The following is a 15942-nucleotide window of genomic DNA, read 5'->3' as shown; positions in this document are numbered from 1 at the left end:
ATTGCGTTGTCAACGTTCCTGTCCTCCCCACCCACCCCACCGGACCCGCAGCCATGCCACGGGCCCGCCGCACGTCTTAGACATACGACGGGCCCGTGAGGTTGCCCTACGAACCTGTGCCGGACCTGGGGACCGGCTCGCGGTCCCCCGTGGACCTCAGCTCGCGCACTGCGGCTTGTCGGCGGTGGACTTGTCCACGTTCGGAGCGGCCGTGGACGAACTGAGCTTCACACCCGCGCCCTTGAAGTCCTTGCCCAGGGTCAGGGTCATGGCCGGCAGGCCCTGGGCGTTGGTGACGCTCTTGCCGGGCTTCAGAGCCGAGCCGGACAGGCCCATGATGTCCGCGAGCCGGCGGGCCTGGTCGGCCTGGTCGGGGTCGTACTCCAGGGTCGTCTTCGCCAGCGTCGCCTCGGCGTTGCCCCCGTTGTCGGACTTCAGCACACCCGCCTCGGTCTGGAGGTAGGCGAGCTGCTGCTGGGCACTGCCCGCGGCCGCGCCGCCGTTGAGGATGCGCACCCGTACGTCGGACGCGGCGGACTTGGTGCCCTTGAGCCGGGCCGCGACCTCGGCCTTCTCCTTCTTCTGCTGGGCCTTGACCTCGGTGAAGGAGACGTCGGTCCGGATCGCCTCGAAGATCGCGGGGGCCTTCGCCTCGTCGACCACCACCGTCGCCTTGATCTTCTCGGCGGGGTTGTCGACCACCGGGATCGTCATGAAGCTGATGTTCTTCGTGGGCACCTTCTTCAGCTCCAGCGCGATGTCCTTGAGCGTGCCGACCTTGCCGATGGCCGTGTCCACGGTCAGCGCGTTGGTCGCGGCCTCCGCCAGCTTCAGCAGTTTGGTGGGGCTGGTGAGGGTGTCGCCGGAGGTCATCTTGCGCATCAGCGAGCCCAGGAACTGCTGCTGCACCTTGATCCGGTCCAGGTCGCCCTCGTTGCCGAAGGCGTGCCGGGTGCGCACGAAGGCGAGGGCCCGCTCGCCCTCCACGGTCGACTTGCCCGCGGGCAGGACGAGCTTCGACTTCTTGTCGTCGACAGCTTTCTCCACACAGACCTCGACCCCGTCGACCGCCGTGGTGAGGGTCTTCACCGCGTTGAAGTCGGCCATCACGAAGTGGTGCGGCTTGATGCCGGTGGCCGCCTCGACGGTGCGCATCGTGCAGCCCGCGTCCCGGCCGGCCTCACCGAGGCTCCGGTTGAAGCGGACGCCGTCCAGCCCGGCGACGACCGTCTCGGAGCCGTCCTCCTTCTTGGTCTGGCAGTCCGGTATGTCGACGATCAGGTCGCGCGGGATGCTGAGCGCGGTCGCGTTCGAACGGTCCTTGGCGACGTGCAGCAGGATCGTGGTGTCCGCGTGGCCGACGCTGCCCGCGTCGCCGTAGCCCTCGTTGCCCGCGCCGGTGCGCTTGTCGGTGCCGATGATGAGGATGTTGAAGGCCTCGTCCTTGCTGAAGTTGCTCGCGGCCGCGTCCCCGACATCGGTCGTGCCGACGTTGCCTTCCAGGTGCTTGAGGTAGAAGTAGCCCGTCGTGGCACCGGCGACCAGGACGAACGCCATCGTGCCGCCGGTCCACAGCAGGGCCTTCTTCGCCTTCGACTTCTGCTTGACCGGACGCCGGCCGCGCCGCCCCGGCAGCGGTTCCTCGGGCGGCGCGCCCCGCCGTCTGCGCGGCGGCGGGACGTCCCGGCCGGGGGCCACGGGCGTGGTCGTACGGGCGCTCGGCGCACCCGTCCTGCTCGGTACGGGTGCGGGTCTGCGCGGACCGGGCACGGCCGACTGCGGTGCGGAAGGGGTCAGTCGCAGTTCGTATTCGCCGGTGTTCGGATTGAGCACCCACTGGTCTGCGGGGTCGACGTCGTCCGCCCGCCCACGGCCTTGTGCGTCCACGTTGTCCGAATCCTCCGTCAGGGCCACGCGGCGATCGCTGGATCGCTCACACTATCCGCCCGGTTGGGCCTTGAGCGACGTGAGTTGTTCCTGCTCCGATCCTGTAAGTATGTACGTACGCCCGGCCCGCTCCGTTCGGCCCCCGCCCGTTCCGTTCGACTACCAGCGGTAGACCCAGTAGACCTCCATGCACTGCCCGGTGTCCGAACCGTTGATGGCGTCCACGTTGCCCGGCATGTCACCGGCCTTGGCCTCGGGGCGCTTCGGATAGGTCGTCCCCTCGCGCCAGTCGGCGCCCACGACGAGGGTGACCCCGGAGACGTCGGTCGACTTCTTCACCGAACTCATGGGGATTCCCAGGGACTTGGCGATGCGCTGGGCGTCGCCCTCCAGGTCCGCGCTCGGGTAGCGCACGACGGTCCGGTCCTCGGAGAGCCCCGCCGTGGCGTCCTTGGACGCCTGCGAGAAACCTTTTTGCACGAGCTCCTGGGCGAGCGTGCCCGCCCGTCCGCTCACCGGGCCGAGCGTGGAGGTCGCCGTCGCGTTCTGCACGAGGACGCCGATCTCGCGGTCCGGTGCGGAAGGGGCCTTCGTGGGCTGGGCCTTCTTCTTCCCGCCCGAGGACGCCTTGCCGTTCTTGTCGAGGGCCACGTCGTCGCGGAGCATCTCCCACAGCTTGTCGGCGTTCGCGCCGTCGGGCACCACGTGATCGCGGTTCTGCTGATCCTGCACGTTCGGCATCGTCACCGAGGTGATGCGGTCCGTCGGCACCGACTTGAGCTGCATGCCCAGGTCGTAGAGCTTCTTGACCGAGCCGATCTCCTCGGAGACCTGGAGGGACTTGGTGGCCGCCTCGGCGAGACCCATCAGCCGCGGGGTGTCCGTGAAGACGTTCTGCCCCTTCAGCGTGCGCATCATCGAGTTCAGGTACATGTGCTGGGCCCTGGCCCGCATCAGGTCGCTGCCCCAGGCGTGCCGGGTGCGCAGCCACTGCAGGGCCTCCTTGCCCTGGACCTTGTGCGTTCCCGCCCGCATCTTCAGCCCGGAGCCGCCGGGCACCGCGGCCGTGGGGCGGTCCCACACGTTCTGCTTCACACAGACGTTGACCCCGCCGATGGCGTCCGCCATCCGCACCACGCCCGCGAAGTCGATCGTCATCCAGTGGTCGATGTAGACGCCGGTGAGGTTCTGCCAGGTCGCGAGCGTGCAGCCGGCGCCGCCGCGGGCCAGGGAGGCGTTGATGATGTCGGTGGTCGCCGGAAAGGTCTTGCCGGTGTCCGGGTCCGTGCACCTGGGGATGTCGACCCGGGTGTCGCGCGGGATGCTCACCATGGCGGCGCTCTTGCGGTCCGCGGAAAGGTGGATGAGCATCTGCACGTCGCCTCGCGGCGGGTCGCCGCGGTTGTCCCGGCTGCCGCCGAGCTTCACGTTCTCGTCGGAGTTACGGCTGTCCGAGCCGATCAGCAGGATGTTCAACGGCGTCTGCCCGGCCGCGTTGGCCTCGGTCCTGTGCGCCTTGGAGTCACCGCTGCTGCGCTCGCCCTTGCGGATGTTGCCGTTGAGATGCTGGTAGTAGAGGTATCCGGCGCCGGCCGTGCCGAGTATCAGCACGGCGAGCGTGGTCGCCCCCCATCTCAGCACCCGGTGCTTGCGCTTGCCGCGCCGCCGCCCGTGCCGCCCGCCGCCGTCCCCTGTGCCCCCGCTCCCGCCGCCCCCGTCGGCTTCCCGCGGCCCTGGAGCGGGCCGGGAAACCGGCCGCGTCCCCTCCTCGTGCACACCACTGTGCGCCATCCCCTGTCTCCCCACCCTCACGCCGAACCAACGAAAAGACCTGTCGTGCGTCCTCTTAGACGCATTACAGGCCCCTGAGGTCACCGCGGAACCGGCGAACACGCTCCCACCTGCGCCGCCCCGCCCGAAACGAACGCCCGACGGCCCCTGCCGGGACCGCTCGGACACCGCGCGCTCGCCCGCGGCGGACGCTTCGGCACCCGCCCGCCCCGACGCGCGACCGGCCTCTCAGGTCACCTCACTTGGCGCACTCGACCTTGTCGGCCGTGGACTGCTGCACTCCCTCGGGGGCCTTCGTCGCCGTGGTGAAGGAGACGCCGGCGCCCTTGAAGTCCTTGCCCAGAGTCAGCGTCATCGTGGGCAGGCCCTGGGAGTTGGTGACGCTCTTGCCGGGCTTCAGCTGCGCTCCGGACAGGCCCAGGATGGCCGCGAGCCGGCGCGCCTGGTCGGCCTGGTCCGGGGCGTACTCCAGGGTCGTCCTCGCGAGCGAGGTGCCCGCGTTGCCCGCGTTCTCCGACTTCAGCACGCCCTCTTCGTTCTGCAGGTACTCCAGCTCGGCCTGCGCGCTGCCCGCCGCCGCACCGCCGTTGAGGATGCGCACCCGCACCTCGGACGCGGCGGACTTGGTGCCCTTGAGCCGGGCCGCCTCCTTCGCAGCCTCGGCGCTCTTGGACGCGCTCGCCTTCTTCTTGACCTCGGTGAAGGACACGTCGTTCTTGATCATGTCGAAGACCGTGGGGGCCGTGGCGTCGTTGAGGACGACCGTCGCCTTCACCTTCTCCGCCGGGTTGTCGACGACCGGCACGGTGGTGAAGGTCAGGTTCTTCACGTTCAGCTTGCCCAGCTCCAGACCGAGGTCCTTCAGCTTGGAGATGCTGTCGAGCTGCGAGTCGACGGTCAGCGCCTTGGTGCCCGCCTCCGCCAGCTTGATCATCTTCGTCGGATCGGTGAGCGTGTCGTTCGACTTCAGCTTGCGCATCAGCGCGCTCAGGAACTGCTGCTGGAGCCCGATCCGGCTCAGGTCACCGCCGAAGCCGACCGAGTGCCGGGTGCGCACGAACGCGAGGGCCTGCTCGCCCGAGATGGTGTGCGTGCCCTTCGACAGCTTGAGCTTGGAGTCCTCGTCGTCGATGTCCTTGCCGAGACAGACCTCGACCCCGCCGACCGCCGTGGTCAGCGTCTTGACCGCGTTGAAGTCGGCCACCATGAAGTTGTCGGCCTGGATGCCGGTGAGTTCCGTGACGGTCCGCACGGTACAGCTGGGCGTGCGTTCGTCCTGGCCCAGGCTCGTGTTGAAGCGGACGTTGTCCGTGCCCGGGATGACCTTGGTGCTGCCGTCCGCCTGGGTGGTCGGGCAGTCGGGGATGTCGACGATCAGGTCGCGCGGGATGCTCAGCGCGGTCGCGTTCGTACGGTCCTTGGAGACGTGCAGCAGGATCGTGGTGTCCGCGTGGCCGACGCTGTTCTTGTCGCCGTAGCTCTCGTTGCCCGCGCCGGTGCGCTTGTCGGTGCCGATCAGCAGGATGTTGATCGCCTTGTCGGTCTGGAAGCCACCGGTGCTCGCGCCGTCGTCGGAGACGGACGTGATGTTCCCGTTGAGGTGGCGGATGTAGAGATAGCCGCCGCCCGCGGCCGCGATCAGCACGAACGCCATCGTGCCGCCGGTCCACAGCAGGGCCTTCTTCGCCGTCGACTTCTTCTTGACCGGCCGGCGTCCCCGCCGGCCCGGCAGCGGTTCCTCGGGCGGGGCACCCCGCCGCCTGCGCGGCGGCGGCACGTCACGGCCGGGCGCCACGGGGGTGGTCGTACGACCGGCGGGCACGCCCGCCCTGCTCGGGGAGGGCATGGATCCACGGGGACCGGGAACACCTGACTGCGGTGCGGAAGGGGTCAGTCGCAGTTCGTATTCACCGGTGTGCGGGTTGAGTACCCACTGGTCTGCGGGGTCGATGTCGCCCGCCCGCCCACGGCCTTGTGCGTCCACGGTTGCTGAATCCTCCGTCGGCCGGATGCACCGGAGCGCTCACACTAGCCGCCCGATTCGCCGACAGGTTACGACGGTGACAAATTCCACGTCCCTACAACCGGGCAATCCGCCCATTTGCTCGGACACCGCTTCCCCGCCTTGGTAAACGCTTTACCCGCAGGTGTCCTCGGCGGCCGTGTTGCCGCGGAAGGTGGGCGTCCCGCCGCCGTTCTCAGTTTCTTCATAGGGTTCTTCGTCATGCGAATGTTCTGAAACCCTCGGGGCTTTCTCCGTCACCTTCACCGGCGCATCCTTGCGCAACCGTTCGAAAAGCCGCCGGGCCTCGGGTTCCGCGAGTTGATCACGATTGCGGTCGTGGACGTACGGCTCCCGCGGCACGGTAAGGAATTGCACATGCCCGGTGGGGATGTGCCGCAGCCCGCGCACGAGTTCGTAGAGCCCGCGCAGACTCGCCAGACCGGGATCGGTGGTGAGCGAGGAAGTCGCCGCGTCCAGCACGGGATAGAGCTTCACCGGATTCAGCAGTACGTCATTGCTCTGCACCTTGTTGACGAGGGCTCCGAGAAAGCGCTGCTGACGGTCCATCCGGTCGGTGTCGCTGCCGTCGCCGAGGGACTTGCGGGCCCGCACATAACCGAGCGCCTGCTCGCCGTTCAACGTCACCCGCCCCGCCGGAAGCCGCAGCTTGGCGGCCTTGTCGTCGATCGGTTCGTCGAGGCAGACGGTCACTCCGTCGACGGCGTCCACCATGTCCTTGAACCCGTGGAAGTCGACGACCATGTGATGATCCACGCGAATGTTCGTGAGTTTCTCGACGGTCCGGATCGTGCAGGCCGAACCGCCCTTCTGGAAGGCGTGGTTGAACATCGCGAACACGGGCCGGCCGCGGCTCCCGTCCGGGCCCCGGCAGGCCGGTATGTCCACCATCAGGTCCCGCGGCAGCGACACGGCGGTCGCGGTGCGCCGCCCGGCGGCCAGGTGCAACAGGATCGTGGTGTCCGACCGTTCGGTCCCGGAGTCCCGCCCGTAGCGCGCGTTGCCGTCCCCCGACCGCGAGTCCGACCCGATCAGCAGTATGTTCTGTGCGTCCTTGACGAGCGAGGTCGGCCGCTCGCTCTCGTACCGGGCGAGCTCGGCGGCGGCCGCGTCATCCGGCGTGATGTTCCCGTCGAGCTTGGCGTAGACGGCCCATCCGGCACCGGCGGCGACGAGGACGAGCACGGTGGCGCCGAGCCCGGCACCGCGCAGCCACCGCCGCCGACGCCGCCGTACGAGCCCTTCACCGTGAGCCGACGCCCCGAGGCCGGGTCCGAGGGGGTGAGCGCTGTCGGTCACGGGTCGGCCCACCCCTCATGGCGTAGGGATCTGTTCCTACGACCATGACGCGGACCGGTTCCCGAGGGGCGCCGGTACTGCTCCACTCGGGTGACTGCTCCGGCCGGGCGGAGCGGAGCTCTGTCGATGCGCGGCTGCGCCGCGTGGGGCGTGACCAGCCACGAGATCAGGGTGCGGCTGCGGGCGTGGCCGACCGTGAGATCAGGGTGCGGCTGCGGGCGTGGCCGACCGCGAACGAGCCGCAGCCGCAGACCGGACGAGACCGCCTCTCTCAGCGGCGCACGACGCTCACCCGCTCGTCCTCGATCCGCTTGGCCAGCGCCTCCTCGCCCAGCTGCTCCGGATTCCGGCACAGCACCACGGAGCCCCCGGTGGCGAGCGGCCCGTACAACCCGGCGCACAGCCCGTCCCACGTGTCGTACGGCAGCCCCGACAGCACGCGGTCCCCGGTTCCCTCGGCCCGGGCCCGCTCCACGACCTCCGCCGCGCTGAACTCCCGCCCGGCCACGACCAGCGCGGGCTCGTCAGGATCCACCGGAGCGAACGGAACGAACCGGTCGCCCTGCCCCGGCACCTCCACCGCGTAGTCCACGAACCCGTCCGGCGGCTGCGGGAACCGTCCGCCCAGCGGCCGCAGCGCCAACGCGACCCGCTCCCCGGAACAGGCCCGCGCCGCCTCCAGCGCATCCGGCCCGCTCACCACGACATCGGCCGAGGAGGGATCCCCGTCGACGTCCGCGACCACCCCCACCGACGCGCACGCCAGCAGCCACACCGCCGTCTGCCAGTGCGCGGGCAGCAACAGCGCCACCCGGTCGCCCGGCGCGGCGGCGAGGTCGCCCTGGAGGAGGTTCGAGGTCTTGGCCACCCAATTGGCGAAGGTGGCCACGGACAATTCGACACGTTCGCCCGTGGCGTCGTCGTAGAAGGTCACCAGGGGGCGGCCGGGATCCGCGGCGAGCGCGGAACGCAGCAGGTCGGCAGGGGTGCGATCGGTGGCGTTCACCCGCGAAAGGGTACGCGGGCCCGCGGCCGGACACCCCCGCGCGGGGCCACCGGTTCGGCGCAACAGCACCCGACGGTCCGTCAGTTCCCCAATGGACAGATTTATATGACTATGTCCAGGATCGGGAACATGCGTGGACTTCTTGCTTCCTCGATCGGCGTCACCTGCGCCGCCGCCCTCGCCCTGCCCCTCACCTCACCCGCGCTCGCGGCGAGACCGGCGTCCCCGGCGGCCGCCGGGCCGGCGGCCGTGCGACAAGCGCCGGCCGCGGAAGCCCTCGGGGGCACGCAGTCGCTGCCCCTCGCGCCCCTCGCCTCCCGCGACCGCACCCTCGCCCCGGTCGCCGAACAGGGCCTGCCCCGCCGGGACGTACGGCACTTCTCCCTCGTGGGCGTGATCTGGGACGACCCGGACGCCGTGCTGAACGGCCGCGTCCAGGTCCGCACCCGTGCCGTCGGCACCGACACCTGGTCGGGCTGGCAGGACCTGGAGACCCACAACGACGACGCCGCCGACCCCGGCACGGCCGAGCGCACCTCCGGCCGCGTCCACGGCGCCACGGCACCGCTGTGGGTGGGCGACTCGGACGGTGTGGAGGTGCGGGTCCGCGCCGAGGCCGACCGCAGGACCGAGGACACCGCCCGCGGATCCCGTACGGCGACGACGACCGCTGCTCTTCCGACGGGTCTGCGTCTGGAACTGGTGGACCCGGGGGAGAGCGCACCGGCGCCCACCCGGCGGGAGACCGAGGTGACGGGCGCCGCCCAGCGCGGGACGGCTGGGGCGGGCGCCGCCCGTCGAGCCGTCGCGCCCCGCTCCGCACCCACCGCCGAACCGGCCGAGGCACGCGCCGCGATGGACGCGGCCGCCGCCAACGCCGGTCTGGCCGGCCTCGGCGCCACGGAGATCCCCGCACTGGACCGGCGGCAGACCGAACAGGAGCTGTTCGCCCTGCGTGCGGGGGAACTGACGGCCCAGCAGCGGGTGAAGCCGTACATCGGGCCGCGCCCGCGCATCGTCACCCGGCGCGGCTGGGGCGCCGACGAGGGGCTGCGCGAGCGGAAGTTCGTGTACACGAAGAAGGTCAAGGCGGCCTTCGTGCACCACACGGCGTCCGGCAACGGGTACCGCTGTACGCAGGTGCCCTCGCTCATTCGCGGTATCTACCGGTACCACGTCAAGAGCATGGGCTGGCGTGACATCGGCTACAACTTCCTCGTCGACAAGTGCGGAAACATCTACGAGGGCCGGGCGGGTGGCGTGGCGAAACCGGTCCTCGGCGCCCACACTCTCGGTTTCAACAGCAACAGCATGGGGATCGCCGTCCTCGGCAGCTACGGCTCCAAGAAGCCGCCCGCCGCCGTCACGAAGGCCGTCGCACGGCTCAGCGCGTGGAAGCTCGGTCTGCACGGCGCCAACCCGAAGGGCAAGACGTACCTGAAGTCGGGCGGTGGCAACCTCTACCCGAAGGGCAGGAAGGTACGACTGAACGTGATCTCCGGTCACCGGGACGGCTTCGCCACGGAGTGCCCCGGATGGCAGCTCTACCGCAAGCTCGGGTCCACCCGCACGACAGCTGCCCGTCTCCAAGGTCGTTGACGGTCGCTGGGGACCGAGGAGAGCGCGCAGGAGAGCTCGTACCACCCGTTTCACCGCCGTCGGGGGGCAGGCGCGAATGCCGCACGGCCGCCGAAGGTGCCGCACAACGGTCTGCATACACTGGCCGGTCGCAAGGCAGTTCGGGCCGGTCCCGGCAGGAAGCGGAGACGACAGGTGACAGAAGCGATCCTCCTGGTCGGCGGCAAGGGCACGAGGCTGCGACCTCTCACGGTCCACACCCCGAAGCCCATGGTGCGTGCGGCGGGCGTCCCCTTCCTCACCCATCAGCTGGCCAGAGCGAGAGCGGCGGGCGTCGACCACATCGTCCTCGCGACGAGCTACCTCGCGGAGGTCTTCGAACCGCACTTCGGCGACGGTTCGTCCCTGGGGCTCCACCTCGAGTACGTCACCGAGGAGGAGCCCCTCGGCACGGGCGGCGCGATCCGCAACGTGGCCGCCCGTCTGCACTCCGGCCCCGACGACCCGGTCCTGATCTTCAACGGCGACATCCTGACGGGCCTGGACATCAGGGCCCTGGTGCGCACCCACGAGACGACGGGCGCCGACGTCTCCCTGCACCTCACGAAGGTCACCGACCCCCGGGCCTACGGGCTGGTCCCCACGGACGGGACGGGCAAGGTCCTCGCCTTCCTGGAGAAACCCCAGACCCCCGAGGAGATCGTCACCGACCAGATCAACGCGGGGGCGTACGTCTTCCGCCGCTCGGTCATCGACACGATCCCGCAGGGCCGTCCGGTCTCGGTCGAACGCGAGACCTTCCCCGAGCTCCTCTCGGCCGGGGCGCATCTCCAGGGCATGGTGGACTCGACGTACTGGCTGGACCTCGGCACCCCCGCCGCCTTCGTCCGCGGCTCGGCGGACCTGGTCCTCGGCCGGGCCCCGTCCCCGGCGGTCCCCGGCCGCTGCGGCGACCGCCTGGTCCTCCCCACGGCGAGGGTCGCCCCCGACGCGAAGCTGACGGGCGGCACGGTGGTGGGGGAGGGCGCGTACGTCGCGGAGGGCGCGCGCGTCTTCGGCTCCACGATCCTTCCGGGCGCGGTGATCGAACCGGGCGCCGTCATCACCGACTCCCTGATCGGCACCAGGGCCCGCATCGGCGAACGCTCCGTCCTCACCGGCACGGTCATCGGCGACGGCGCGGTCATCGGCGCCGACAACGAACTACGGGACGGCGTGCGGATCTGGTGCGACGCCCGCATCCCGGCGGGAGCGGTCCGCTTCTCGTCGGACCAGTGAGCCGGGCCCCATCGAAGGACCGGTGAACGGGACGGGACGCGACGGGTAGGGGGTTGGGGTCGGGGCGGCGGGGGCGAGAAACCCCCGGCACCCCACTCCGTCACAGCCTCCCGATGTCCCCCCGGGTCATCCGCGGCGCCCGCCGAGCAGGCGTACGCCCGCTCAACAGGATCAACCGAGCCGCCCGATGCCGCTGCCCCGCATACGGCTCCAGCAACGACAGCATCGCCGCGTCATCCGCGTCCCGGTCCCCCGCCAGCGCGAACCCCACGATCCCCGGCAGATGCAGATCCCCCACGGTCACCGCGTCCGCCGCCCCATGACTGCGCTGCACCACCTCCGCGGAGGTCCACGGCCCCACCCCCGGCACCACCTCCAAGCGGGCCTGGGCGGCAGCAGGAGACATCCCCACCGCCTCCTCCAGCCGCGCGGCGACCCGCACGCACCGCAGAATCGTCGACGCCCGCTTGTTGTCCACCCCGGCCCGATGCCACTCCCACGACGGAATCAACGCCCACGTCCGCGGCGCCGGCATCACCCACAACCGCCCACCCGCCGCGGGCCCGGGCGCAGGCTCCCCGAACTTCCGCACCAGCAACCGCCACGCCCGATACGCCTCGTCGGTCGTGACCTTCTGCTCCAGCACGGACGGAATCAACGACTCCAGCACCAGCCCGGTCCGCGTCAGCCGCAACCCCGGCCGTCGATGCCAGGAGTGCGCCACGACCCGATGCCGGGGCACGAAGGCGGAAGGGTCGTCCGCGGCGCCGAGCAGCTCGGGCAACCGCGACAGCAGCCACTCGCCCCCGGGCCCCCACGCCTCGCCGCGCACCTCACCGCCGTACACACGGACCCGCAGGGTCCCCGGCCCGACGGGCGTACGACTGGCGCGCCACACGGACCCGTCCGGAAGCGCCCGGAAGGTGGGATCCGCGGGCCCCCGCCGCAGTGCCCCGAGCACCAGCCCGAGATCGACGGGCCACCCCGGCGACCACTTCCGCACGAGCGGGGCCTCCGTCGGCGCCGGAGCCCGCCGCGCCGCGGGTACGACGACCTCGCCACCGCGCACGGTCGTACGGGTGGGCCGCGGAGCGAAGCGTCCTGCCACGAGTGAAGTCCTGGGATACGAGAGGAACCGGTGGGAGCCCTACGAGACTAGGCGCAAGACCGGGCCCACCACCGCACCTCGACCGAACCGGCGCATGTCACCGCACCTCGATGAAGCTCCCCGCGTCCCGCTCCGGCCGGGGCCGGGGCGCCTCCGCCGGATGCCCCACCGCCACGGCCCCCATCGGATCCCAGTCCGCCGGCAGCCCCAGCACCTCCCGCACCACCTCGCGGCAGAACATCGTGGACGACACCCACGCCGAACCCAGCCGCTCCCCGGCCAGCGCGACGAGGAGGTTCTGCACGCCGGCGCCCGCGGCGACGACGAACATCTCCCGTTCGGCCGCGTCCCGCCGCGTATCGCCGTAGCTGTGCGAGCCGTCCATCACCAGACAGGGCACGACGAGATACGGCGCCTTCCGCAGGACGTCACCCCGGCGGACCCGCTTGGCTATGGACTCCTCGGACTTCCCGTCCCGCCGCAGATCGGCGATCCAGGCGTCCCGCATGGCGTCCAGCAGTCCGGTCCGCGAGTCCTCGGACTCCAGGAGGACGAACCGCCACGGCGTGGTGTGGTGCGGTGCGGGCGCGGTGACGGCCGCGGCCACGGCCCGCCGCACGGCTGCGGGGTCGACCGGCTCGTCCGTGAAGGCCCGCACGGTACGGCGCTGGGTGACCGCTTCCCGCACCGCCTCCGAGGTGCCGAGCCGGAACATGTCGTCGCGCGCGTGGCGCACCATGGCCCGCGCCCCCTCCCCGTGCTCCTCGGACACGACCGGCGCGAGCCCACGCACGACGGCGACGGGCAGCCCGGCGGCCTTTCCCTTGACGAGATCACCGGCGGCGGCCAGTTCGTCGGCCGTCGCCACGACGGTCGCGCTCAGCGGATTGCCGTACGCGTCCGTCCCGCCCCGCAGATCGTCCAGCACCCGCACCCCGGCCGCCCCGATCGCGACATCGGTGAGCCCGGCGCGCCAGGGCCGCCCGAAGGTGTCGGTGACGAGGACCCCGACGTCGATCCCGAGGGCGTCGCGCAGCCCGTCCCGGATCGCCCGCGCGGACGCGTCCGGGTCCTCGGGCAGCAGGAGCACGGTCCCCGAAGGGGTGTTGGACGCGTCCACCCCTGCGGCGGCCATCACGAGCCCCTGCCGGTTCTCCACGATCCTGAGCGGCCCGCGCCGGGCCACGACCCGCACGGTCTCCGCGTCGATCGCGGCCTCCCGGTCGGCGGCCTCGACGACCCGCCCCTCCGCCTTGGAGACGATCTTCGAGGTGACGAGAAGGACGTCCCCGTCGGCCAGCCCGGGCTCGGCGGCGGCGATCATCTTGGCCAGGTCGTCCCCGCGCTGCACCTCGGGAAGTCCGGGGACGGCCCACACCCGGTAGCCGTCGGCCTCGGCAGGCTTCTCGCTCAAGCTCCGCGCACCTCCTCCGCCAGCTCCAGCGCCTCCCGGGCCATCCGCGCGGTCGCGTCGAGGTCGGTCATCATCAGCGGTACGGCCCGGCAGCGGATGCCGGCCGACTCGATCCGGTCGACCGCGCCCGCGTCCACGGTGTCGACGAGCCAGCCGTCCAGCAGCCCCGAGCCGTAGTGCTCGGCGACCGCCGCGGCCGTGGACTCGACGCCGACCGCCGCGAGGACCTTGTCGGCCATGCCGCGCACGGGCGCGTCCCCGACGATGGGGGACAGGCCCACGACCGGCACCCCGGCCTCGGCGATCGCCTCGCGGATCCCGGGCACGGCGAGGATGGTGCCGACGGACACGACCGGGTTGGACGGCGGGAACAGCACGACGTCCGCCTCCGCGATCGCCTCGAGGACGCCCGGCGCGGGCTTGGCCTGCTCCGCGCCCACCGGCACGACCGCGTGGGCCGGCACGGACGCCCGCAGTCGCACCCAGTACTCCTGGAAGTGCACGGCCTTGCGCTCACCGTCGATCTCGACCGCGACATGCGTCTCGACCCGGTCGTCGGTCATCGGGATCAGCCGCACCCCCGGCTTCCACCGGTCGCACAGCGCCTCGGTCACCGCGCTCAGCGGATATCCGGCACCGATCATCTGCGTGCGCACGATGTGCGTGGCGAAGTCCCGGTCCCCGAGCCCGAACCACTCGGGCCCGACCCCGTACGCCGCGAGCTCCTCCTTGAGGTGGAAGGTCTCCTCGGCCCGCCCCCAGCCCTGCTCCTCGTTGATGCCGCCGCCGAGGGTGTACATCACCGTGTCGAGGTCGGGGCAGACCTTCAGGCCGAAGAGGTGGATGTCGTCCCCGGTGTTGCCGATGACCGTGATGTCCGCGTCCGGCGCGGCCTGCTTCAGACCGCGCAGGAAACGGGCACCGCCGATGCCGCCTGCCAGAACCACGATTCGCATGGAATCCAGTCTCGCAGGCGGGTACGACAACGTGTCACGCGGTTACGGCGTCCACCTCGCCGTAGTGCGCCGGAGCGGTGCAGGCCGTGTGCATCGGCATCTCGGTCAGGCCCGGGTAATAGACGTGCAGGCTCACCGCCGGCTCCAGCGCGTCGTTGACGACCTCGTGCACGTACCCCGGTGCGAACACCCGCTGCGCCCCGGCACCCAGCGCGCGCGTGCCCCGCTCGGTCCGCTCGGTCAGCGCGCCCTCCAGGACGGTGAGGACCCCGGAGGAGCGGCCGTGGTCGTGCAGCCCGCTGCCCTGGCCCGGGACCCAGGACAGCAGCCACACCTCGTAGCCGGGCCCGGTCCGCAGCCGGTGGTACCAGCGGCTGGTCGCGTCGAACCGGACGAGATGCGCCCACTGCGAGCGGTCGGCGGCGATGGCACGGGCCAGTCCGACGAAGTCGGCGACGGTGGCCGGGTGCTCCCGGGGCGCCTGGAGGAGGTGCGGCACCTCGAGGAGGTCGCCGGCGATCTGGAGGTCGTTGTCGCTGTTCATGGGGTGCGGTGGGTCCTCGGCGAAGAGTGTGGGGGCTGGCTGGGTGTCGCGTCCGTCCCCCGGGTCGCGGGGAGACAGGAGGGCCCGGGTGCGGGCGGGAACAAGCAGCCGAGTCACGGTGGACTCAGGGACAGCCGGAGCGCGTTGGGCTCAACAGCTGGAACAGCAACAACAGCTACAGCGAGCGCGGGCAGCACCGTGGGACCCGGCCGTGCGGGTCGAGGTGAGCGCCAAGTTCGCGAGCATGCCCACAAGGACAGCGGTTCACACCTTCACTGTCAACTCGACACCCTGCGAGTGGGACATGTTTCACCTCATCCGGTCCATCTCCATGGTGAAAGGTTTGTGCAGGCGCCGACCGGGACACATGGTGCGCACGACCGGGCGCTCGGGCCGCGCGACTTCGCACGACTTCCCCGCACGCTTACGGAACGAGTTCGAACTGATGGGCGTCCTTCCCCGTACAGGCCCGAAAGGCCTGGCGCGGTTCGGCGGCCCTCTGGGGTCTCCTCTGCTTGTCAAGGTTTATGCCGATTTGAACACTTTCAGCAAGGCCTTGGTTCCGCAGAGTGAATAAGGGGCCCAATAGCAGATCTCGGCTTGACTCGCCCGGAGCAGCACACTTGTAATTTCACTCGTGTCGTTCAGCCGAAATCGGTAACGGCCGTCACACGGGGACGCGAAGACAGACGAGGGGCGCACATGACCGAGCTGGTGCAGCAACTGCTGGTCGACGACGCGGACGAGGAACTCGGCTGGCAGGAGCGCGCGCTGTGCGCCCAGACCGACCCCGAGTCCTTCTTTCCCGAGAAGGGCGGCTCCACCCGCGAGGCCAAGAAGGTCTGCCTCTCCTGCGAGGTCCGCTCCGAGTGCCTCGAATACGCCCTCGCCAACGACGAGCGCTTCGGCATCTGGGGCGGCCTGTCGGAACGCGAACGCCGCAGACTGAAGAAGGCCGCCGTCTGAGGCGAGACCCGCCTCGCCGCCCTTTTCGCACGCAACCGAACGGCCCGTCGCACCTGGGTTATCCACAGGCGGCGGGCCGCCGTCTTGCCCAG

General features: G+C 70.9%; 12 protein-coding genes. 3 read left to right on the top strand and 9 right to left on the bottom strand.

The window, feature by feature from the left end:
* Positions 1-156: 156 nt before the first annotated feature.
* The 5 genes from IOD14_RS39705 to IOD14_RS39685 form a co-directional block, all read right to left on the bottom strand.
* Positions 157-1887 carry an LCP family protein gene (locus tag IOD14_RS39705; RefSeq protein ID WP_123989719.1) on the bottom strand — a complete coding sequence of 577 codons (1731 nt, stop codon included), beginning with the start codon at positions 1885-1887 and terminating at the stop codon, positions 157-159.
* A gap of 159 nt (positions 1888-2046) precedes the next feature.
* Positions 2047-3678, bottom strand: coding sequence for an LCP family protein (locus IOD14_RS39700; protein WP_212672827.1), 1632 nt, complete (start codon positions 3676-3678; stop codon positions 2047-2049).
* 238 nt (positions 3679-3916) lie between these two features.
* On the bottom strand, positions 3917-5662 hold the full coding sequence (locus tag IOD14_RS39695) for an LCP family protein (RefSeq protein WP_212672826.1): 1746 nt from the start codon (positions 5660-5662) through the stop codon (positions 3917-3919).
* Between the two features lie 153 nt (positions 5663-5815).
* Positions 5816-7000, bottom strand: a complete 1185-nt coding sequence (locus IOD14_RS39690; protein WP_123989717.1) for an LCP family protein — start codon at positions 6998-7000, stop codon at positions 5816-5818.
* A gap of 271 nt (positions 7001-7271) precedes the next feature.
* Positions 7272-8006 (bottom strand): TIGR03089 family protein, encoded by a 735-nt coding sequence (locus tag IOD14_RS39685; protein ID WP_212672825.1) that lies wholly within the window; start codon positions 8004-8006, stop codon positions 7272-7274.
* Between the two features lie 129 nt (positions 8007-8135).
* Here IOD14_RS39685 and IOD14_RS39680 point away from each other — a divergent pair, with 129 nt between their 5' ends.
* Both IOD14_RS39680 and IOD14_RS39675 read left to right on the top strand, forming a co-directional pair.
* Complete coding sequence (locus IOD14_RS39680; protein ID WP_249126182.1) at positions 8136-9605, top strand: peptidoglycan recognition protein; 1470 nt, start codon at positions 8136-8138, stop codon at positions 9603-9605.
* A gap of 174 nt (positions 9606-9779) precedes the next feature.
* Complete coding sequence (locus IOD14_RS39675; protein WP_123989715.1) at positions 9780-10862, top strand: NDP-sugar synthase; 1083 nt, start codon at positions 9780-9782, stop codon at positions 10860-10862.
* 100 nt (positions 10863-10962) lie between these two features.
* On the opposite strand, the gene IOD14_RS39670 is transcribed toward IOD14_RS39675, so the two are convergent.
* The 4 genes from IOD14_RS39670 to IOD14_RS39655 all read right to left on the bottom strand — a co-directional run bounded on the left by IOD14_RS39670 (position 10963) and on the right by IOD14_RS39655 (position 14884).
* Entirely contained in the window at positions 10963-11970 is a 1008-nt protein-coding gene (locus tag IOD14_RS39670) for a DNA-3-methyladenine glycosylase 2 family protein (protein ID WP_212672824.1), read from the bottom strand.
* Positions 11971-12067: 97 nt separating this feature from the next.
* Positions 12068-13384: a coenzyme F420-0:L-glutamate ligase gene (locus IOD14_RS39665; RefSeq protein WP_212672823.1), complete on the bottom strand. Its 1317-nt coding sequence runs from the start codon at positions 13382-13384 to the stop codon at positions 12068-12070.
* Entirely contained in the window at positions 13381-14340 is a 960-nt protein-coding gene (gene cofD, locus IOD14_RS39660) for a 2-phospho-L-lactate transferase (protein ID WP_123989712.1), read from the bottom strand. The genes IOD14_RS39665 and cofD overlap by 4 nt, the downstream gene beginning before the upstream one ends.
* Positions 14341-14374: 34 nt before the next feature.
* On the bottom strand, positions 14375-14884 hold the full coding sequence (locus tag IOD14_RS39655) for a cysteine dioxygenase family protein (RefSeq protein ID WP_123989711.1): 510 nt from the start codon (positions 14882-14884) through the stop codon (positions 14375-14377).
* A 702-nt stretch (positions 14885-15586) separates the two neighbouring features.
* Between IOD14_RS39655 and IOD14_RS39650 the strand changes: the two genes are divergently transcribed.
* Positions 15587-15850 carry a WhiB family transcriptional regulator gene (locus IOD14_RS39650; protein WP_003990679.1) on the top strand — a complete coding sequence of 88 codons (264 nt, stop codon included), beginning with the start codon at positions 15587-15589 and terminating at the stop codon, positions 15848-15850.
* Positions 15851-15942 lie beyond the last annotated feature (92 nt).

It is taken from the genome of Streptomyces sp. A2-16 (assembly GCF_018128905.1).
Taxonomy (GTDB): domain Bacteria; phylum Actinomycetota; class Actinomycetes; order Streptomycetales; family Streptomycetaceae; genus Streptomyces.
This window is presented reverse-complemented; position numbering and strand designations above follow the sequence as displayed.

Bases quoted from the DNA above. Each gene is read 5' to 3' on its own strand.
- cofD (WP_123989712.1), bottom strand. From the start codon at position 14,340: ATGCGAATCGTGGTTCTGGCAGGCGGCATCGGCGGTGCCCGTTTCCTG.
- IOD14_RS39655 (WP_123989711.1), bottom strand. From the start codon at position 14,884: ATGAACAGCGACAACGACCTCCAGATCGCCGGCGACCTCCTCGAGGTG.
- IOD14_RS39650 (WP_003990679.1), top strand. From the start codon at position 15,587: ATGACCGAGCTGGTGCAGCAACTGCTGGTCGACGACGCGGACGAGGAA.
- IOD14_RS39680 (WP_249126182.1), top strand. From the start codon at position 8,136: ATGCGTGGACTTCTTGCTTCCTCGATCGGCGTCACCTGCGCCGCCGCC.
- IOD14_RS39700 (WP_212672827.1), bottom strand. From the start codon at position 3,678: ATGGCGCACAGTGGTGTGCACGAGGAGGGGACGCGGCCGGTTTCCCGG.